The 19,738-nt window shown below is 55.7% G+C and carries 19 protein-coding genes and 1 other annotated feature; of the genes, 8 read left to right on the top strand and 11 right to left on the bottom strand.

Annotation, left to right across the window (positions count from 1 at the left end; all coding sequences use genetic code 11):
• The first annotated feature begins 77 nt into the window (after window positions 1-77).
• Window positions 78-1,772 carry a YbaL family putative K(+) efflux transporter gene (gene ybaL / locus AC6I8C_RS04675; RefSeq protein ID WP_497821739.1) on the top strand — a complete coding sequence of 565 codons (1,695 nt, stop codon included), beginning with the start codon at window positions 78-80 and terminating at the stop codon, window positions 1,770-1,772.
• 330 nt (window positions 1,773-2,102) lie between these two features.
• Here ybaL and AC6I8C_RS04670 read toward each other — a convergent pair whose 3' ends face one another.
• From AC6I8C_RS04670 to AC6I8C_RS04630, 9 genes are all read right to left on the bottom strand, one after another.
• On the bottom strand, window positions 2,103-3,404 hold the full coding sequence (locus AC6I8C_RS04670) for an inosine/guanosine kinase (RefSeq protein WP_013357029.1): 1,302 nt from the start codon (window positions 3,402-3,404) through the stop codon (window positions 2,103-2,105).
• Window positions 3,405-3,461: 57 nt separating this feature from the next.
• Window positions 3,462-4,421, bottom strand: a complete 960-nt coding sequence (gene hemH, locus AC6I8C_RS04665) for a ferrochelatase (RefSeq protein WP_497821738.1) — start codon at window positions 4,419-4,421, stop codon at window positions 3,462-3,464.
• Between the two features lie 113 nt (window positions 4,422-4,534).
• Window positions 4,535-5,179, bottom strand: a complete 645-nt coding sequence (adk, locus tag AC6I8C_RS04660) for an adenylate kinase (protein ID WP_013357027.1) — start codon at window positions 5,177-5,179, stop codon at window positions 4,535-4,537.
• A 569-nt stretch (window positions 5,180-5,748) separates the two neighbouring features.
• Complete coding sequence (gene htpG, locus AC6I8C_RS04655) at window positions 5,749-7,623, bottom strand: molecular chaperone HtpG (RefSeq protein ID WP_497821737.1); 1,875 nt, start codon at window positions 7,621-7,623, stop codon at window positions 5,749-5,751.
• Between the two features lie 97 nt (window positions 7,624-7,720).
• Window positions 7,721-8,326 carry a recombination mediator RecR gene (recR, locus tag AC6I8C_RS04650; RefSeq protein WP_497821736.1) on the bottom strand — a complete coding sequence of 202 codons (606 nt, stop codon included), beginning with the start codon at window positions 8,324-8,326 and terminating at the stop codon, window positions 7,721-7,723.
• Window positions 8,326-8,658: a YbaB/EbfC family nucleoid-associated protein gene (locus AC6I8C_RS04645; RefSeq protein WP_003850423.1), complete on the bottom strand. Its 333-nt coding sequence runs from the start codon at window positions 8,656-8,658 to the stop codon at window positions 8,326-8,328. Before AC6I8C_RS04645 ends, recR begins: the two co-directional genes overlap by 1 nt.
• Before the next feature lie 55 nt (window positions 8,659-8,713).
• A complete protein-coding gene (gene dnaX / locus AC6I8C_RS04640; protein WP_033731785.1) occupies window positions 8,714-10,783 on the bottom strand; it encodes a DNA polymerase III subunit gamma/tau in 2,070 nt (689 codons plus the stop codon).
• Window positions 9,311-9,372 (bottom strand) — a sequence feature (DnaX frameshifting element). It overlaps the preceding gene by 62 nt.
• 158 nt (window positions 10,784-10,941) lie before the next feature.
• A complete protein-coding gene (apt, locus tag AC6I8C_RS04635; protein ID WP_497821735.1) occupies window positions 10,942-11,493 on the bottom strand; it encodes an adenine phosphoribosyltransferase in 552 nt (183 codons plus the stop codon).
• Between the two features lie 144 nt (window positions 11,494-11,637).
• A complete protein-coding gene (locus AC6I8C_RS04630) occupies window positions 11,638-12,027 on the bottom strand; it encodes a DUF454 family protein (RefSeq protein WP_497821734.1) in 390 nt (129 codons plus the stop codon).
• Between the two features lie 57 nt (window positions 12,028-12,084).
• Between AC6I8C_RS04630 and priC the strand changes: the two genes are divergently transcribed.
• The 3 genes from priC to rsmS are packed head-to-tail and all read left to right on the top strand — an operon-like array spanning window position 12,085 to window position 13,079.
• Window positions 12,085-12,615 (top strand): primosomal replication protein PriC, encoded by a 531-nt coding sequence (priC, locus tag AC6I8C_RS04625; RefSeq protein ID WP_497821733.1) that lies wholly within the window; start codon window positions 12,085-12,087, stop codon window positions 12,613-12,615.
• Between the two features lie 57 nt (window positions 12,616-12,672).
• On the top strand, window positions 12,673-12,918 hold the full coding sequence (locus AC6I8C_RS04620; protein ID WP_013357019.1) for a GlsB/YeaQ/YmgE family stress response membrane protein: 246 nt from the start codon (window positions 12,673-12,675) through the stop codon (window positions 12,916-12,918).
• A gap of 8 nt (window positions 12,919-12,926) precedes the next feature.
• On the top strand, window positions 12,927-13,079 hold the full coding sequence (gene rsmS, locus AC6I8C_RS04615) for a pleiotropic regulatory protein RsmS (protein ID WP_013357018.1): 153 nt from the start codon (window positions 12,927-12,929) through the stop codon (window positions 13,077-13,079).
• Here the strand turns inward: rsmS and acrR are convergent.
• On the bottom strand, window positions 13,076-13,714 hold the full coding sequence (acrR, locus tag AC6I8C_RS04610; protein ID WP_497821732.1) for a multidrug efflux transporter transcriptional repressor AcrR: 639 nt from the start codon (window positions 13,712-13,714) through the stop codon (window positions 13,076-13,078). The two genes, rsmS and acrR, sit on opposite strands and share 4 nt — an antisense overlap.
• A gap of 142 nt (window positions 13,715-13,856) precedes the next feature.
• Between acrR and AC6I8C_RS04605 the strand changes: the two genes are divergently transcribed.
• The 4 genes from AC6I8C_RS04605 (at window position 13,857) to ykgO (ending at window position 18,799) form a co-directional block, all read left to right on the top strand.
• Window positions 13,857-15,050, top strand: a complete 1,194-nt coding sequence (locus AC6I8C_RS04605) for an efflux RND transporter periplasmic adaptor subunit (protein ID WP_497821731.1) — start codon at window positions 13,857-13,859, stop codon at window positions 15,048-15,050.
• A 16-nt stretch (window positions 15,051-15,066) separates the two neighbouring features.
• Window positions 15,067-18,222, top strand: coding sequence for a multidrug efflux RND transporter permease subunit AcrB (locus AC6I8C_RS04600; protein ID WP_033782198.1), 3,156 nt, complete (start codon window positions 15,067-15,069; stop codon window positions 18,220-18,222).
• A gap of 170 nt (window positions 18,223-18,392) precedes the next feature.
• Window positions 18,393-18,647: a type B 50S ribosomal protein L31 gene (locus tag AC6I8C_RS04595; protein ID WP_033782196.1), complete on the top strand. Its 255-nt coding sequence runs from the start codon at window positions 18,393-18,395 to the stop codon at window positions 18,645-18,647.
• Between the two features lie 11 nt (window positions 18,648-18,658).
• Complete coding sequence (gene ykgO / locus AC6I8C_RS04590) at window positions 18,659-18,799, top strand: type B 50S ribosomal protein L36 (RefSeq protein WP_497821730.1); 141 nt, start codon at window positions 18,659-18,661, stop codon at window positions 18,797-18,799.
• Between the two features lie 45 nt (window positions 18,800-18,844).
• Here ykgO and AC6I8C_RS04585 read toward each other — a convergent pair whose 3' ends face one another.
• Complete coding sequence (locus tag AC6I8C_RS04585; RefSeq protein WP_497821729.1) at window positions 18,845-19,723, bottom strand: metal ABC transporter substrate-binding protein; 879 nt, start codon at window positions 19,721-19,723, stop codon at window positions 18,845-18,847.
• Window positions 19,724-19,738 lie beyond the last annotated feature (15 nt).

Genomic DNA, 19,738 nt, shown 5'->3' with positions numbered 1-19,738 from the left:
ATTGCTCAGCGAAAGAAATGATTTTGTTTTAAACTCATTTGTTACAAGCGGATACATTTGTATACAAGGAGACAGGCATGCATCACACCACACCGTTGATCACTACCATTGTCGGAGCGCTGGTTCTGGCATTTCTCCTTGGGATGCTGGCAAACCGCCTGCGTATTTCGCCCCTCGTTGGCTACCTGATGGCCGGCGTGCTGGCTGGCCCCTTTACGCCCGGCTTTGTCGCAGATACCAATCTGGCCCCTGAACTGGCAGAACTCGGCGTTATCCTGCTGATGTTTGGTGTCGGCCTGCACTTCTCAATGAAAGACCTCATGTCGGTAAAGTCGATCGCCATTCCCGGTGCCATCGCGCAGATCGCCGTCGCGACGCTACTGGGAATGGGTTTGTCATGGACGCTGGGATGGTCGTGGATGACCGGCCTGGTGTTTGGTCTCTGCCTCTCTACCGCCAGTACCGTGGTGTTACTGCGCGCACTAGAGGAACGACAGCTGATTGACAGCCAGCGCGGGCAGATAGCCATTGGCTGGCTGATTGTCGAAGATCTGGTGATGGTGCTGACGCTGGTGCTGCTGCCAGCCATTGCGGGCATGATGGAACAGGGCAACGCCAGCGCCGGACTGCTGGCCTGGGACCTGCTTTGGACCATCGGCAAAGTCGCTGCGTTTATGGTGCTGATGATGGTGGTGGGACGCCGTGCCGTGCCCTGGATCCTCGCCCGCAGCGCCGCCACCGGCTCACGCGAATTGTTTACGCTGGCAGTGTTAGCGCTGGCATTGGGCATCGCCTTTGGGGCCGTTGAATTCTTTGATGTTTCGTTTGCGCTGGGTGCTTTCTTCGCCGGTATGGTGCTGAACGAGTCAGAACTGAGCCACCGTGCCGCACGCGATACCCTGCCGCTGCGTGATGCGTTTGCCGTGCTGTTCTTTGTTTCGGTCGGCATGCTGTTCGACCCGTCGATTCTGGTGACGCAGCCGCTGGCGGTACTGGGCGCGCTGGTGATTATCGTGGTGGGCAAGTCGGTCGCCGCGTGGCTGCTGGTGTCGCTGCTCGGCCATTCGCGCCGCACAGCACTGACCATTTCGGTCAGCCTGGCGCAGATTGGTGAGTTCGCCTTTATTCTGGCCGGTCTGGGCATCTCGCTGGGCCTGCTGAGTGATGAGGGCCGTAATCTTGTACTGGCCGCCGCTATTCTGTCGATTATGCTTAACCCGATTCTGTTTACGCTGCTGGAGCGTTTCCTGGCAAAAACGGAGACCATGGAAGAGCAGACGCTGGAAGAGGCCATCGAAGAAGAGAAGCAGATCCCGGTGGATTTCTGCAATCACGCAGTGATTGTGGGCTATGGCCGGGTTGGCAGCCTGATTGGTCAGAAGCTGCTTGAAGCTAATGTTCCGCTGGTGGTGGTTGAGAACTCCCGAACGCGGGTCGAAGCGCTGCGCGAACAGGGCATCAAGGCGGTGCTGGGGAATGCCGCTCGCGCGGACACCATGGAACTGGCACGGCTCGACTGCGCCCGCTGGCTGTTACTGACCATACCGAATGGCTATGAAGCGGGTGAAGTGGTGACGGCGGCGCGTGAAAAACACCAGAATATCGAGATTATCGCCCGCGCTCACTATGACGATGAGGTGGAGTACATCATGGAGCGTGGCGCTTCGCGCGTGGTGATGGGTGAACGTGAGATTGCCAGCAGTATGCTGCAAATCCTGCAGGATGAGATGATGCAGGGCGAAGATTTAAAGCCCTGCGACGTAGTGAGCTGATGCGTTTTCAGCAAGGCCTCGCAGGCTACTGATATATCAAAATCAGGGTAAATTTTACCGCAAAGAATAAAATCAATACGCAGGTAACACGGGCAGAGGAGGAAAGCGTCCCGCGTCTGGGACAAAAACGCCGGGAGCGTTTTTGAACAACGCAACGCGTTGGCCCGGCAACGGGCGCACCTCAGGGATGAGGTGCGTAATCGCGCGGGCCGAGCGGCCAGGGATGGTTTAAGCGCCTTTCCGATCTGACCGTGTTCCCTGAGCAGGCTCGATCTCACCGCTAAACGAGCCAGACGTTGCCAGTCATCTAAGGCCCTGTGGCGACCCGCGTTACCGATCCCAGTAAGACTCTTCCAGACTGTCTTCGCGCTCCGGCAGGCCGCGGGTTAAACGCGGTGAATGCTGATTCAGCACCTGATAGCTGACGCGGTTGGCATACTTACACACCTGTGCCAGCGACGAATAGGTCAGATATGGACGCGCATGTTTACTGGAGTTCGGCACATTCAGGCTGTGATAGTTGTTGGCCGTAATGTCATGCAGCAACGCCGCCAGCGCACCATCTCCGGCACCGTTAGTGTTCATGATCTTTTCTGGTCCGCCCATATAAGGCGCGATGTGCGAGAAGATGCGCAGCGGCTGCTGGCAATCCTGCTGACGCATCACGCGGCTGAACTCATACTGGTTGAATTCCGCAATCGCGCCAGGCAGCAGCGGATGGTTGGTTTTACGTTTGAACTCGTCTTCGGTGTAGCCCGCCATATAAAGCCCAATCGGGCCAGCGGTGCAGAGCACCAGATCCACCCAGTCCAGCGCCATATTGGAAGCAAGCAGCGGATCGGATTCGCCGGTCAGCGCCAGCGCTTCCTCCTCGTTCATCGCCACGATGCTGACGTGCTCGCGCAGGAAATCCCGCCAGAACTGAGGATTGTCGCCAATCACATGTTTGGTGCCCAGCGTCAGCACCACCGGCACGTTATGGCGTTTGGCATACTCTATCGCCTGTAACGTTGCCTGCGGCATCGGCTCACCTTCGGCACAGCGCACCAAATAGGAGGTCAGTACCAGCGCAGACGCCCCGGCAATCACCTCTTCAGGCACATTATCCGGATGCAGCTGATTCATCTGGCCGGGGCTGATCGCGAAGGTTCGCTCGCCATGTTCGCCAATCAGCGTAAAGCAGCGGCCAATAGCGCCATCAACGCCCTGCAGATAGTTAAGATCGACCCGGCTTGAGGTGTTGCAGAGATAGCGATAGGCGTAACCGCCAATCTGGATATTGTTGCACATCACGCCCAGCAACACGGAGCGGTCGTCAGCCAGCACCGAGAAGTTGTGCAGCGTGTTACCAATGGTGCCACCGGCAAACTGATGGGTGATCAGCGCATCGCGCATCAGCTCATTGTATAACGCTTCCGCAACGGCATTATCGATAACCAGCGAGTGCCCGGCACTCAGGCCGTAACGGGCGAGAAAGTCGTCATCGACTTTGGCTTCGATATCCACCAGCGTCTGGTCGATACCCACCACCCAGCTGCCAGCATCAACATCGTGCTGAGCGGGCTGTAACAGGGGATCGCGTGCGCTGACCGGAAAGTAATGTTTGGATTTGCGTTTGCCGGGAAATTTCATCGGGAATGCCGTCTGGAAAAACAGGCGGAGAATGATATCACACTCTCCGCCTCTGCTTTAACGGCGTGCGTCGACCAGTTGCACCATCATGTCGATATGCGCCTCATCGGCGTTCAGCGCAGGGATATACTCAAACTTCTCACCGCCGGCATGCATAAAGATTTCGCAGTTTTCACCACTGATCTCCTCCAGCGTTTCCAGACAGTCAGACGAGAAGCCCGGACTCATGACCTGAACATGTTTAATCCCTTTGGCAGGCAGACTTTCCATGGTTTTGTCGGTGTAAGGCATTAGCCACGGCTCACGACCAAAACGCGACTGGAAGGTCATCATGTACTGATCCTCACGCAGACCCAGCGCTTTAACCAGCGCCGCCGTGGTATCGGCACAGCGCTGCGGATAGTCATCGCCTTCGTTGGCGAAGCGCTGCGGAATGCCGTGGAACGACAATACCAGCAGATCGGGCTGACCGTGCCGCTCAAACGAGCGCTCTACCGTCGCTTTCAGTGCAGCGATATAGGCCGGATGTTCGGCGTAATCACGGATAAACTGCACATCGGGCAGCGAGCGATACCCTCTGAAGACGGTGGTAAGGCCATCCCATACCGCGGCCACGGTAGAGCAGGAGAATTGTGGATAGAGTGGCAACACAATCAGGCGGGTGACGCCCTGCGCCATCAGCTTATCCGCTGCGCTTTTCAGGCTCGGATTGCCATAGCTCATACCCAGCTCGACGGGCATATCGACGCGAGCCGCCAGGGCATCGCGCTGACGCTGACTGTAAACCAGCAGCGGTGATCCACCTTCCATCCAGACCGATGCGTAGAGCTTCGACACGCGCGGCGAGCGAAACGGCAGAATGACAGCATTGAGAACCGGCCACCAGAGCCAGCGCGGTGCATCGACCACGCGCGGATCGCTTAAAAACTGTTTCAGATAGCGTTTAACTGCAGGTGTGGTTGGGGCGTCTGGCGTACCTAAATTAACCAATAACACGCCGGGCTTATCTTGCCTCATTTGAGTTCCTTGATGACAACGGGGATGCGTGAAAACAGGGAAATTGTAGCGGAATTAGTGGGAGGTAAAAGCAATTACTGCAAAAGGGGCCAGTGATACCGGCCCCATTGAGCTTAGCCGAGGATCTTAGCCAGCTCGGCACTCACTTCGGTCACCTTACGGGTGCCGTCGATTTTGTGATAGGCGGTGTTGCCCGCTTCGGCTTCTTTGCTGTAGTAAGCAATCAGCGGCGCGGTCATCTGATGGTATTCCACCAGGCGCTTACGCACGGTCTCTTCCTGATCGTCTTTGCGCGTGGTCAGCTCTTCGCCTGTCACATCATCTTTACCTTCCACTTTCGGTGGATTAAAGGTGACGTGATAAACGCGGCCAGATGGCGCGTGAACGCGACGGCCCACGATACGTTCAACAATCAGCTCGTCCGGTACAGCGAACTCCAGCACGTGATCAACGGTGATCCCGGCTTCTTTCATTGCATCTGCCTGAGGAATGGTGCGCGGGAAACCGTCCAGCAGGAAACCGTTTTTGCAGTCTTCCTGAGTGATACGCTCTTTAACCAGCGCAATCACCAGCTCATCGGTTACGAGTTTGCCAGCATCCATGATGGCTTTCGCCTGGTTACCCAGCTCGCTGCCTGCTTTTACTGCTGCACGCAACATGTCGCCAGTGGAGATTTGCGGAATGCCGTACTTCTCCATGATGAATTGGGCCTGAGTCCCCTTACCTGCGCCCGGAGCTCCGAGCAGAATAATACGCATTGCGTAAATCCCCTTGCGAATCGCATTGATCTATCTTAGAAGCGGAAGAACATACCATTATGACCCGCTCATCACAAGGAAGGGCGAGGATCGCTCAGGATGACTTTACCCTCTTTATGGACCTGAACCCGACCCGGCTGGCTGGCCTGTCGCATTTTCAGATTTACTGCCTGTGCTGAGCAGAAATGGCGGGATGCCGCACAGCCATAAAAAAAGCCGGTGATCATCACCGGCTTCAGACTGCTGAAAAACTTAATGCTTTTAACGGGGTACATCTGCTCGAAATTGATGCTGAAGAGAATCAGACAGACAGCTTCAAAGTCAAAGCGATGGGAGCATACGCCTGCAGCAACGCATCGCGGACCATGGACAAAAACGCCGGGAGCGTTTTTGAACAACACAAAGCGTTGGCCCGGTTACGGGCGCACCTCAGGGATGAGGTGCGTAATCGCCCGCGCTGAGCCACGCCTTAGAGGGCGGCTTTTTGCGTCTTTGCGTAGGGCGTATGCTCCCTGAGCCAGTGCTGCATTTGCCACTACAGGCCGGTGCAAACGACCGGCCGGTTACCCTTATGCGGTCAGCAGCTGGTTCATGCGACGGATAAACTGGTTAGGATCGTCCAGCGTGCCGCGCTCGGCCAGCAACGCCTGATCCAGCAGCAGTTCAATCCACTCACCAAAGCGTGCTTCATCCTGCGTATCCGCAACACGTTTCACCAGCGGGTGATCCGGGTTGATTTCAAACAGGTACTTCACTTCCGGCACGTCCTGTCCGGCCGCCGCGAACAGCTTCGCCATCTGTGTGGTCATCTCGTTGGCATCGGTGGTGACAATCGCTGGCGTATCGGTCAGACGATGGGTCAGACGCACCTCTTTCACACGCTCGCCCAGCAGATTTTTCACTCGCTCAACAAACGGCTCCAGCGCTTTTTCCGCCTCTTTCTGCTCTTCGGTCTCTTCATCTGCCAGCTTGCTCAGCGACTCATCCGCTTTGCTGACCGACTGGAAGGTTTTACCGTCGAACTCGGTAAGATAACTCATCATCCATTCGTCGATGCGATCGGAAAGCAGCAGCACCTCAATGCCTTTTTTGCGGAACAGTTCCAGATGCGGGCTGCTCTTCGCGGCGGCATAGCTGTCAGCGGTGATGTAGTAAATCTTCTCCTGACCTTCCACCATGCGGCTGACGTAATCTTCCAGCGAAATGGTCTGTGCCGAACCTTCGCTCTGGGTGGTGGCGAAGCGCAGCAGTTTTGCAATGGTTTCCTGGTTGGCGTTATCTTCCGCCGGACCCTCTTTCAGCACCAGACCGAACTCATTCCAGAAGGTCTGGTATTTCTCGTTATCTTCTTTCGCCAGTCTTTCCAGCATCTGCAGGGTACGCCTGGTCAGCGCAGCACGCAGACTCTGGGTCACGCGGCTATCCTGCAGGATCTCACGGGAGACGTTCAGCGGCAGATCGTTTGAGTCAATCAGGCCACGCACAAAGCGCAGGTAGTTCGGCATAAACTGCTCAGCATCATCCATGATAAAGACGCGCTGCACGTAGAGTTTCAGGCCATGCTTCTGATCCCGGTTCCACATATCGAATGGCGCACGTGCCGGAATGTAGAGCAGGCTGGTGTACTCCTGCTTACCTTCCACCCGATTGTGGCTCCAGGCGACCGGATCGCTGTAGTCATGGGCGATATGCTTGTAGAACTCATTGTACTCGTCGTCGCTGATCTCAGATTTGTTGCGGGTCCACAGCGCCTGGGCTTTGTTGATTTTCTCCCAGTGCGTTCCTTCACCCTCTTCATCTTTGCTCTCGATCTCAACCGGCAGCGCGATGTGATCGGAATATTTGCTGATGATGCTGCGCACGCGCCATGCGTCCAGGAACTCATCTTCGCCTTCGCGCAGATGCAGGGTGATCTCAGTACCGCGATCGGCTTTCTCAATCTCCGCCAGGGTATATTCGCCCTCGCCTGCGGATTCCCAGAACACGCCTTCATCGGCTGATGCGCCAGCGGCACGGGTACGCACCGTGACTTTATCCGCCACGATAAAGGCAGAGTAGAACCCGACACCGAACTGACCGATCAGCTGGCTGTCTTTCGCCTGATCGGAGCCCAGGGATTCCAGGAAAGATTTGGTGCCTGATTTGGCGATAGTCCCGAGGTTCTCAATGACCTCATCGCGACGCATACCGATACCGTTGTCGCTGAGCGTGATGGTACGGTTGTCCTTATCAACAGAGAGACGAACACGCAGCTCGCCATCACCTTCATACAGGCTGGAATCTGACAGCGCACGGAAGCGCAGTTTGTCTGCCGCATCCGAGGCGTTGGAGATCAGTTCACGCAGGAAAATCTCTTTGTTTGAATAGAGAGAATGGATCATCAGGTGCAGAAGTTGTTTTACTTCCGACTGAAAGCCACGGGTCTCTTGTCCTTTCATGGTCATTGCTACCTCAACAAAACAGGTTGAACAAACGTTGAGGTTGATGTGGGGATGACGCGGGGATTTTCAAGCCGGTGTCTGTCACAACACCGGCAAGTGTTTAAAATTTAAACTTCTGGCGGCCCGCCAGTGAATGGGACAGCGTGGTGCCATCCACCATCTCCAGCTCTCCGCCTACCGGCACACCGTGCGCGATACGGCTGGCATCAACGCCATACTGACCACAGAGCTCCGCGATGTAGTTTGCGGTTGCCTCGCCTTCTACCGTCGGGTTGGTGGCGAGGATCACTTCCTGCAGGGTTTCACTCTCCAGACGCTGCTCCAGACGATCCAGGCCGATGTCCCCCGGACCGATGCCGTCGAGCGGCGAGAGATGCCCCATCAGCACAAAGTAGCGACCGCCAAACTGGCCGGTTTGCTCAATGGCGTGGATATCTGCCGGGCTTTCCACCACGCAGATTTGACCATTCTGCTGACGCCGTGGATTGGCGCAGATGGTGCAAATTTCCTGCTCGGTGAATGTCCGGCAGTCGGAACAGTGTCCGATCTCCGACATTGCCCGGGTCAGCGCCTGCGCCAGCCGCATTCCACCGCTGCGATCGCGCTGCAGCAGCTGAAAAGCCATGCGCTGTGCCGACTTCGGCCCAACGCCGGGCAGACAGCGCAGCGACTCCATCAATGATTCAAGCAGTGGACTGGTTTGCATCAGAACGGCATCTTAAAGCCTGGTGGCAGCTGCATGCCTGAGGAGACAGACGCCATCTTCTCTTTCTGGGTTTCATCGATGCGACGTGCCGCATCGTTGAACGCCGCGGCAATCAGATCTTCCAGCATATCTTTGTCATCTTCCAGCAGGCTGGGATCGACTTCCACGCGACGGCAGTTGTGCGCGCCGTTAATGGTGACTTTTACCAGGCCAGCACCCGATTCACCGGTCACTTCAATCGCGGCGATCTCTTCCTGAACCTTGGCCATTTTGTCCTGCATCTGCTGGGCCTGTTTCATCAGGTTGCCCAATCCGCCTTTACCACCAAACATAGTTTTCTCTCTCAGCTGAGGCTACAACGCTATCAAAACGATAGCAGCAGCGTGTCTAAACAGGTCGGATACTCTCCTCATCCAGATCGGCATCAAAAAATCGCTGCAGCGTCTGAATGTGGGTATCACAGGTGATCGACTGACGCGCCTGCGCCAGTTTCTCTTCGTAAATGGCCTGACGCCACTCCAGTGGCGTCAACACCGATGAATTATCGTCTTCAACGACAGAGAGTTCAACTTTCTGCCCGGCACTCTGGCTAAGCGCATCACTTAACACCTGCTGCGCCGAAGGTGAATTAAGGTGACGCTGGCTGCTGCGCAGATGCAGGCAGACACCATTTTCAGTTGTCTCTTTCCAGGCATTTAACGCCAGCTGCTGCACCAGCTTCGGCAGCGGCAGGGTTGCAATCTCTGCGGCCCAGGGATCGCGCTGCTGCGCCTCTTCGGCCAGACGCGCCGCCAGCTCAGGGGTTTTCTCATGCTCCAGTGCGGAACGCAAGGCCTTAGGCGTCGCCACCGGCTCCGCCACTTCAACCGGCTGATTAACCGCTTTCCAGCGGTATGCTTCCTCTTTTACCGGGGCGGCGGGCTCACGATCGCGGATACGCTGCTGACTGCGCTCGGTAACCGAGGCCAGCCGCTCCAGCGCGGAGTTGGCCGGCCGCGCACCTGGCGCCGCCGGCTCACTCTTTTTTGGCTTGTTCGCTCCCTGACGCAGCAACTGAGTGCGCGCCTGCAGGAGCTGGCTGGTGGAGCTGGAAAGTGCCGTGTCAGGTGTCGCATCTGGTGGCGGCGCAGGCTGCGGAGCCGGATCGGGTGCGGCCATCTGTGGCTGAGCGGCAACCTGCTGTTGCGGCGCAGGCATCGGCTGCTGCACTACGGGCGACCTTGTCTGAGCAGGTGACGGTGTGGCTGGCTGTGCTGTCGTGTGTCGTGCTACAGGCGCAGAACCGGATGGTGCCGGTGACGTCTGCGCGGGAGCAACAGGTGCCATCTGTTCCGTTAACGCGGGACGCGCAATGGGTTCTGCCACCGCCGCTTTAGGATGAAACGCCAGGGCGCGCAGCAGCGTCATCTCGACGCCCATGCGGCGATCGGGCGCAATCGGCAGATCCTTACGGCCCATCAACAGGGTCTGATAATAGAGCTGCAGATCGGCTGGCGGCACCACGCGGGCCAGTTCACGCAGCCGGATCGCATTGCTTTCTTCGTCATCGTTGAGCGAGGCCGGCAGCAGTTGCACCATCGCAATCTGATGCAGCAGGCGCAGCATCTCGACCAGCAGCGCCTCCCATTCCACCCCGCGTGACGCGGCCTGGCTCAGCAGGTTCATTACCTGCTGACCGTTACCATCAACCAGCGCTTCAAGCAGACCGAGCGGCTGTTCATCATCCAGCGTGCCGAGCATAACGCTGACCGTGCTGCTGGTCACCTCGCCCTGCCCCATGGCAATCGCCTGATCGGTGAGGCTCAGCGCATCGCGCATACTGCCATCGGCGGCACGCGCCAGCAGCTGCAGCGCCCGGGTTTCGCTCTCAATCTGTTCCTGCTTCAGCACATGCTCAAGCTGCTGACGGATTTGATCAACATCCAGCGCTTTGAGGTGAAACTGCAGGCAGCGCGAAAGAATGGTCACCGGCAGTTTCTGCGGATCGGTGGTCGCCAGCAGGAATTTAACGTGTGAAGGTGGCTCTTCCAGCGTCTTTAACAGCGCATTGAAGCTGTGACGTGACAGCATGTGTACTTCATCGATCAGATAGACTTTGAAGCGGCCACGCGCCGGGGCGTACTGCACGTTGTCGAGCAGATCGCGGGTGTCTTCAACTTTGGTGCGTGAGGCGGCGTCAATCTCAATCAGATCGACAAAGCGGCCCTGCTCAATTTCACGGCAGTTATCGCACTGACCACAGGGCGTGGCGGTGATGCCGGTTTCGCAGTTAAGGCCTTTGGCCAGCAGACGCGCAATGGTAGTTTTCCCTACGCCGCGGGTGCCGGAGAAGAGATAAGCATGATGGATGCGTCCCAGGGACAATCCATTCGCCAGCGCCGTCAGAACATGTTCCTGACCGACAACATCAGCAAAAGCCTGGGGACGCCATTTTCGCGCAAGTACCTGATAGCTCATGTGGAGTTCGACGAAGTTGGATGGAAAGATGAGCGCAGACGCTCTGCAACCCCTGTATAAGATTGCAGTAGTCTATCAGCTACGCTTTGGGCTGGCACTCGTTATCTTGACGCCGGAGGCGTGACGGCCTCGCCGGGTAGCGAGACCGAAAGCGTGGCTTAGTGGCCGGGGAATTTGACCAGGCTGTAGCTCTCAACGCCGAGAGCATTGAGACGCGATTCACCGGTCAGATCGAACAGGTTAATAATAAAGGCTGCGTCTTTCACTTCACCGCCAGCACGGCGAATCAGTTTAACGGTCGCTTCAATGGTGCCGCCGGTCGCCAGCAGATCGTCAACCACCAGCACCAGATCGCCTGGCTGGATGGCATCTTTGTGCAATTCCAGCTTATCGGTGCCATATTCCAGCTCATAGGATTCGCTGTAAACCGCACGCGGCAGTTTGCCTGGCTTACGAACCGGAACAAAACCGACACCAAGACCTAATGCCACGGGTGCACCAAACAGAAAACCGCGCGCTTCCGTGCCCACCACTTTGGTGATGCCTTTATTACGGTAACGCTCAACCAGCAGCGCAATCGACGCGGCGTAGGCTTTCGGATCTTCCAGCAGGCTGGTGACATCGCGGAACAGGATGCCTGGCTTAGGATAATCGGGGATACTTTTAATGCTGTTTTTAATGAATTCAAGCTGCTGCGCAGTGTCGGTCATAATGATACGCCTGGTAAAAAATTCTGTTTCGCGCAGCTTCAAAAGCGCTAATACCTGGTAAAAGGCTCAGCGGAAGTCAATTCACAAAGGGAAGCCACGCACGAAGACGCCCAAATCTAAGCAAATGACCGGCTAAATGCAACTTTATCGCGGCGGCGGCGGTGCGTCCGCTGTTTCTGCCACCACCGGAATACGCCACATAAACAGCAGCAGCGCCGCCAGCATGATCAGCAGCATGATGCGAACCCAGAGCTGATGTACCAGGAAAAGTGAGAGACTAAAGGTGGCGACAATCAGGCAGATAGCCCGCACTTTGGCACCCGGCGGCATGGCGCGATGCTGTTGCCAGTGACGCAGATAGCGGCCAAACGGCGATTTCCACAACAGCCAGTGATGGAAACGCGGCGATGAACGGGCAAAACACCAGGCCGCCAGCAGCATGAATGGCGTGGTGGGTAATAAAGGTAATACAATGCCCAGCGTCCCCAGCAAAATCGCCAGCCAGCCGAGGGTTAATAACAGAATGCGTTGCATGAATCTTGCCCAGCTCTTTCCTCATCAGCGTACGTTAGCACAACTCAGGGCCAGACGATGAGTGCGATCGCTGTACAACAGCGCCTGCACCAGCTCCTTATTGACCTGCGTCAGGAGATTGCCCGCCATCCCGATGGCGTTTGCCGTCTGCCACGTTTTGATACTCAGCTATTCCAGACCAAAGGCACGCGACTGGCAGATTATCTGCAGGAGGTGGAACAGAACTTCGCCCGATTATGCGATGTTAGTCATGACCTTGCCCGCAGTGCCTGGCTGGCCGAACGCCTGGTCGATCAGATTGCCGCCCTGCAACGCGAGGCGAGTACCCAACAGTTGCGTACCCGACGCGAACAGCCAGTAAAGAACCTACGCGCGACCAGATATCAGGAGTACCGCGAATTTGAACGGCGTTTACTGGCGATGATCGATCAGCGTGAGCAGCGGCTGGCACTGGCTGAAACCCTGGCGGTACAGCATCAGCTGAAGCAGGATCTGGAAACGCTGGAGGGGCGACTGGCACGCTGTCGACAGGCGATTCGCTCGGTTGAGTGGGCCTCGTCATTGCGCGGCAGTGAAGACGGCGAATAAAGCGCAGCGTGATAAAAGCGCTTCTATACTGGATGTAATTCTGCGTGGAGAAGAACCATGGGTTTACTGACCTGGCTGCTATGCGGGCTGCTGCTGGGATTGCTGAAGCGTCTGCTGATGCCGGGACGACCCGGCGGCCTGATGGCGACCCTGACGCTGTCGATGATCGGCGCACTGATTGGCGGCTATATCGCCACCTATTTTGAACTGGGCTCGCTGGCAACGTTGCATGCTGGCGCGCTGGGCATGGCAATTCTCGGCGCAGTGCTGATGCTGCTGGTCGCGGCCCGCTTACGTATTTAGGAGAAAAGATGTCACTGGAAAACGCCCCTGACGACGTCAAACTGGCAGTGGATCTGATTCAGCTTCTGGAAGAGCATCAACTGCCGGTTGAAACGGTGCTTTCAGCGCTGGCCATGGTGCAGCGCGATTTCGAGAACAAGCGCGATGGGCAGCCTGCTTAGCGCTGAGCAGTCAGCGTCGGACTAAGACGCAGCATATCAATAAAGGCATTGACCAGCGTTGGTGCGTCAGCGGCTAAATCAAAACTTTCGGGCGCAAACAGCCAGCTTTCCATCATGCCATTAACGTAACCACGCAGGATAAGTGCAGCCTGACGCGTACTGAGACTGCCCGGAAGTTGTCCGGCTTCAATGCACTGACGCAGGACATCTTCTATTTTGTCATAGCACTCCAGCAGCAGGCTTTGCTGAATATTTTTCAGCGCCGACATTTCACCCACAAATTCACATTTATGGAAAATGATCTCCATTAAAGCGCGGCGCTGCGGATCCTTTGCTGTTGCATCAAAGATATAGACCAGCATTGCGCGCAACACAGAGAGTGGATCGCCAGGGTATTTTGTCTGATACTCAAGTTCCACATCGTCCAGACCAGCATCACAACGAAGCCATATTTCATGTAATACATCGGCTTTATTTTTGAAGTGCCAGTAGATAGCCCCACGCGTGACACTGGCGGCGGTGGCAATCTCTGCAAGAGAAGTGGCTGAGACGCCCTGCTGCGAAAACAGAACAAGGGCGGCATCAAGAATTTGATGTCGCGTTTCAAGTGCTTGCGCTTTGGTTTTTCGTGCCATAGGGGGCTTTTTTTACAAACAGGTAAGTTTACATACATTTGTGAATGTATGTACCATAGCATGACCTGCGACTTGACACAGCAATGGGTTTTTCAGTTTGTGATCCATTGACCAATTGATATCGGACACTAGAGGTTTATTTATGAATAAAATCAGAGGATTATCGCCTCTGGCGGCCGTCCTGATGCTATCAGGCAGCTTTTTGTTAACAGGATGTGACAACAATAAATCCGAACAAGCCGCCCAGCAACCGCCAGCAGTGGGTGTTGTGACACTTAAAACTGAACCCCTGAAAATTTCGACTGAATTACCTGGCCGCACCTCAGCATATCGTGTGGCTGAAGTCCGTCCGCAGGTTTCCGGTATCATTCTGAAGCGTAATTTCATTGAAGGCAGCGATGTCAAAGCAGGTCAGTCTCTTTATCAGATTGATCCGGCGACTTATCAGGCCGCTTACGACAGCGCTAAAGGCGATTTGACTCAGGCTCAGGCGAATGCACGCATCGCTCAGCTGACCGTCAAGCGCTATAAACCGCTGCTCGGCACCAAATATATCAGTCAGCAGGATTATGACACCGCCGTTGCCACTGCCGCGCAAAATGATGCTGCCGTTCAGGTGGCAAAAGCCAATGTTGAAACGGCCCGTATCAATCTGGCATACACCAAAGTAACCTCGCCTATCAGCGGCCGCATCGGTAAATCCTCTGTTACCGAAGGTGCACTGGTACAAAGCGCACAAACCACCGCGCTGGCTACCGTGCAGCAGCTTGATCCCATGTATGTCGATGTAACCCAGTCAAGCGAAGACTTCATGCGCTTACGTTCAGAACTGGAATCGGGTCAGCTGAAGCAGAACGATGGCAAAGCCAACGTGACGCTGCTGATGCAGAATGGCAGCAGCTATGCACAGACCGGTACGCTGGAGTTCTCTGACGTGACCGTTGATGAAACCACCGGCTCCATCACCCTGCGCGCCATTGTCCCGAACCCAAACCACACGCTGTTACCGGGCATGTTTGTCCGTGCGCGTCTGGATGAGGGGATCAACCCGAATGCAATGCTGGTGCCGCAACAGGCTGTCACCCGCACGCCAACGGGTCAGGCAACCGTGATGGTTGTGGGTGCAGACAATAAAGTGGAAGCGCGTCAGGTCACCACCTCTCAGGCGATTGGCGACAAGTGGTTAGTGACCGACGGCGTTAAAGCAGGCGAACGTGTGATCAGCACCGGTCTGCAGCGTGCCAAGCCAGGCGCACAGGTTACTCCACAAGAAGTCTCAGACGATGCGAAAGCGGCACCCGATTCAAAGCCGCAGTCTGACAAGTCATCGTCATAACAGGAGCCGTTGATTCATGGCTAAGTTCTTTATCGATCGGCCCATCTTTGCGTGGGTGCTCGCCATCATCATCATGCTGGTCGGTGCGCTATCGATTCTCAAACTTCCGATCGAGCAATATCCTAATGTTGCGCCGCCGGCGATTGAGATTCAGGCGACCTACCCTGGTGCGGATGCAAAAACGCTGCAGGACTCGGTGACGCAGGTCATTGAGCAGAACATGAACGGTATCGATGGACTGATGTATATGTCCTCGAGCAGCGACTCATCCGGTACGCTGACCCTGACTATCTCCTTTGAGTCAGGAACAGATGCGGATATCGCGCAGGTTCAGGTGCAGAACAAACTGCAGCTGGCGACGCCGCTGCTGCCGCAGGAAGTGCAGCAACAGGGGATTCAGGTTAAAAAATCCTCCAGCAGCTTCCTGATGGTTGCGGGCTTCATCAGCGACGATGACAATATGACGCAGAATGATATTTCTGATTTCATTTCGTCGTCCATCAAAGATCCTATCAGCCGTACCAAAGGCGTGGGTGATACCCAGGTATTTGGTGCGCAGTACGCGATGCGTATCTGGATGGATCCGCACAAGCTGAACAACTACAACCTGACACCGGTCGATGTGATCAGCGCGCTGAACACTCAGAACACCCAGGTCGCTGCCGGTCAGCTGGGCGGTACGCCGCCGGTTCCGGGCCAGCAGCTTAACGCCTCCATCATTGCGCAAACCCGTCTGACCTCAACGGATGAGTTCGGTAAAATTCTGCTCAAAGTGAACGAGGATGGTTCTCAGGTTCGTCTGCGTGATGTGGCCAGAATTGAGCTCGGTGCAGAAAACTACGAGATCGTTGCCCGTTATAACGGCAAGCCTGCATCCGGTATCGGTATCAAGCTGGCCACCGGTGCGAATGCGCTGGATACCGCCAATGCGGTAAAAGCCGAGCTGGCCAAACTGCAGCCAACGTTCCCGGCCGGGTTAAAAGTGGTTTATCCGTATGACACCACCCCGTTCGTTAAGATCTCAATTTTCGAAGTCGTGAAAACGCTGATCGAAGCGATTGTGCTGGTGTTCCTGGTCATGTACCTGTTCCTGCAGAACTTCCGCGCCACGCTAATTCCTACCATCGCCGTACCCGTGGTATTGCTGGGTACGTTTGCCGTTATCAGCGCGTTTGGTTATTCGATAAACACCCTGACGATGTTCGGGATGGTGCTGGCCATCGGCTTGCTGGTGGATGACGCCATCGTAGTGGTCGAGAACGTCGAGCGCGTCATGGCGGAAGAAGGATTGCCGCCTAAAGAAGCCACCAAGCGTTCCATGGAGCAGATTCAGGGCGCGCTGGTCGGTATCGCGCTGGTGCTTGCCGCCGTATTTATTCCGATGGCGTTCTTTGGTGGGTCGACCGGCGTTATTTATCGTCAGTTCTCAATCACTATCGTTTCAGCGATGGCGCTGTCGGTGCTGGTCGCCTTTATTCTGACGCCGGCACTCTGTGCCACCATGCTGAAGCCGGTTAAAAAAGGCGAGCACGGTAAAACCACCGGTTTCTTCGGCTGGTTCAACCGCATGTTCGACAAAAGCACCCACCACTATGTCGACAGCGTCGGTCACATGATCCGCAGTACGGGTCGCTATATGGTGATCTACCTGCTGATCGTGGTCGGTATGGCGTTTCTGTTTATGCGACTGCCCTCTTCATTCTTACCGGAAGAGGATCAGGGTCTGCTGCTCGCTCAGGCACAGCTGCCAGCGGGTGCTACTCAGGAACGTACGCAGAAAGTGCTGGATCAGGTGACGGATTACTTCCTGACGCAGGAGAAAGATACGGTTAAATCCGTGTTCACCGTTAACGGCTTCGGCTTTGCTGGTCGTGGACAGAACACCGGTATCGCCTTTGTCAGTCTCAAGCCATGGGATGAGCGTGCCGGTAGTGACATGAAAGTTCCGGCGATTGCTGGCCGTGCCATGCAGGCGCTGGGCGCGATCAAAGATGCGATGGTTATCCCCTTCAACCTGCCAGCGATTATCGAGCTGGGTAACGCGACCGGCTTTGACTTTGAGCTGATCGATCAGAACAACCTCGGCCACGATAAGCTGACGGAAGCACGTAATCAGCTGTTCGGTATGATTGCGCAGCATCCTGATACGCTGGTGGGTGTTCGCCCTAACGGGATGGAAGATACACCGCAGTACAAACTGACTATCGATCAGGAAAAAGCGCAGGCGCTGGGTGTATCACTGAGTGATATCAATACCACGCTGGCAGCCTCCTGGGGCGGCTCCTACGTAAACGACTTTATCGACCGCGGTCGTGTGAAGAAAGTTTACGTCATGGGTAATGCGGATTCCCGTATGCTGCCGGACGATATTGGTAAATGGTACGTGCGTAACAGCAGTGGAACCATGGTGCCCTTCTCTGCCTTCTCGTCAGCGAAGTGGCAATATGGTTCACCGCGTCTTGAGCGCTACAACGGTCTGCCTGCCATGGAAATTCTGGGACAGGCCGCACCAGGCAAAAGCTCCGGTGCAGCCATGGACCTGATGGAAGAGCTGGCGGCGAAGCTGCCTGCGGGCATCGGCTATGACTGGACCGGTATGTCCTATCAGGAACGTCTGTCAGGCAACCAGGCACCTGCGCTCTATGCCATCTCGCTGATTGTGGTCTTCCTGTGTCTTGCCGCACTGTACGAGAGCTGGTCGATTCCATTCTCGGTCATGCTGGTTGTTCCACTCGGGGTCATCGGTGCGCTGATCTTTACCACGCTGCGTGGCCTGAGTAACGACGTCTACTTCGTGGTGGGGTTACTGACAACCATCGGCCTCTCGACCAAGAACGCCATCCTTATCGTCGAATTTGCCAAGGATTTGATGGATAAAGAGGGTAAAGGGCTGATTGAAGCAGCGCTGGAAGCCTGTCGTATGCGTCTGCGTCCTATCCTGATGACGTCACTGGCGTTTATTCTCGGGGTACTGCCGCTGGCGATCAGTACGGGTGCTGGATCCGGTTCACAAAACGCCGTAGGTACTGGCGTTATCGGGGGCATGGTCACCGCGACCATACTGGCGATCTTCTTCGTTCCTGTGTTTTTTGTGGTGGTACGCCGCCGCTTTGGCAAGAAAAAAGAAGAATCAGCGAACAGTCATCCGGTTGAGCACAACCAGACTCACTAAGCTGTAAATTATCTGAGGCCGCGCAAGCGGCCTTTTTTTATGCCCGCGATTCTGCCCTTCTCCCCTTCTCCCTTCCTGACACTTCACGCGAACTGACGTTCTGGCAGTTGCAATCCTGAACGGTGCGGCGCATAATAATGTTATATTATAACATTACAAAGGCGAGCATTATGAAAGCGAATATTCATCCTCACTATCGTCATGTGGTCTTCCATGACACATCAGCTGACGTTTATTTCAAAATCGGTTCAACCATCAAAACCGATCGCACCGTAGAGTTTGAAGGTGAAACACTGCCCTATGTCACGCTGGATGTGTCGTCGGCCTCACACGTTTTCTATACCGGCAAACAGAAAGATTTCGCCAAAGAGGGCAGCACCGCGCGCTTTAATCAGCGTTTCGGGCGCTTTCTTGGCCGTAAATAAGGAAGAGATTCATGCAGGTATTAAGTTCGCTGCACTCAGCAAAAAATCGCCATCGGGATTGCAGGGTCGTGCGCCGCAAGGGGCGGATTTACGTGATCTGTAAAACGAATCCACGCTTTAAAGCGGTACAGGGAAGGAAGAAAAAACGCTAGTGTGTGTCGTGATGACTGGCCGGGCTTGCCCGGCCTTTTTTATGCTTAGCGCATGCTCTTCAGCATCGCATTCACGTTATGTTTAAAGGCCGCCTCATAAGTGGCTGCCGGACCAGATGCCGTGGACAACGCTTCCGGATAGAGCTCACCACCCGGCTCGGCACCGGTGGCGCTGGCAATCTGTTTAACCAGGCGCGGGTCGGTCTGGTTCTCGATGAAATAGCGGTTGATATGCTGCTGCTTTAATTGGGTGATTAAACTACCCACGTCACTGGCACTCGCTTCCGCTTCAGTAGAGAACCCTACTGGCGCAAGAAACGTCACGCCATAGCGCTGTCCAAAGTACCCAAACGCATCATGACTGGTCAGCACTTTCCGCTTGTCGACAGGCACAGCATCAAAGGCCGTTTTTGCCCAGCTGTCCAGCGCCTCCAGTTGCTGAATGTAATTCTGACCGCGCTGACGAATGGCCGCGGCATCTTCAGGATCGGCTTTGACCAGTGCATTCGTTACGTTCGTCGCATAGATCACGCCGTTCTGCATGCTGTTCCAGGCGTGCGGATCGGTAACGGTTTTACCCTCCTCCTCCATGCTGCGGGTGGTGACACCAGACGATGCGACAACCGGCTGGCCGCGATATCCGGAGGCGCTGACTAACCGATCCATCCACCCTTCCAGTCCCAGTCCGCTGACAAACACCAGATCGGCCTTTGCCAGCGCCTGGCTGTCCTGCGGCGTCGGTTCAAAGGTATGGGGATCGCCATTCGGCCCCACCAGACTTTTCACGTTGACATGTTCGCCGCCGACCTGTTTAACGATGTCTGCCAGCACGGTAAAGCTGGCCACCACATTCACCGTTTTTGCCATCGCAAAAGGCATGGCAAACAGCGCCGCGAGCGCCAGGCTAACCGGTAATTTCTTCATAGATAGATACCCCTT

The organism is Pantoea sp. X-Soil-YNGN-844, assembly GCF_059730595.1.
Note: the sequence above shows the minus strand (reverse complement) of the source record. Positions and strands in the feature narration are given on the sequence as shown.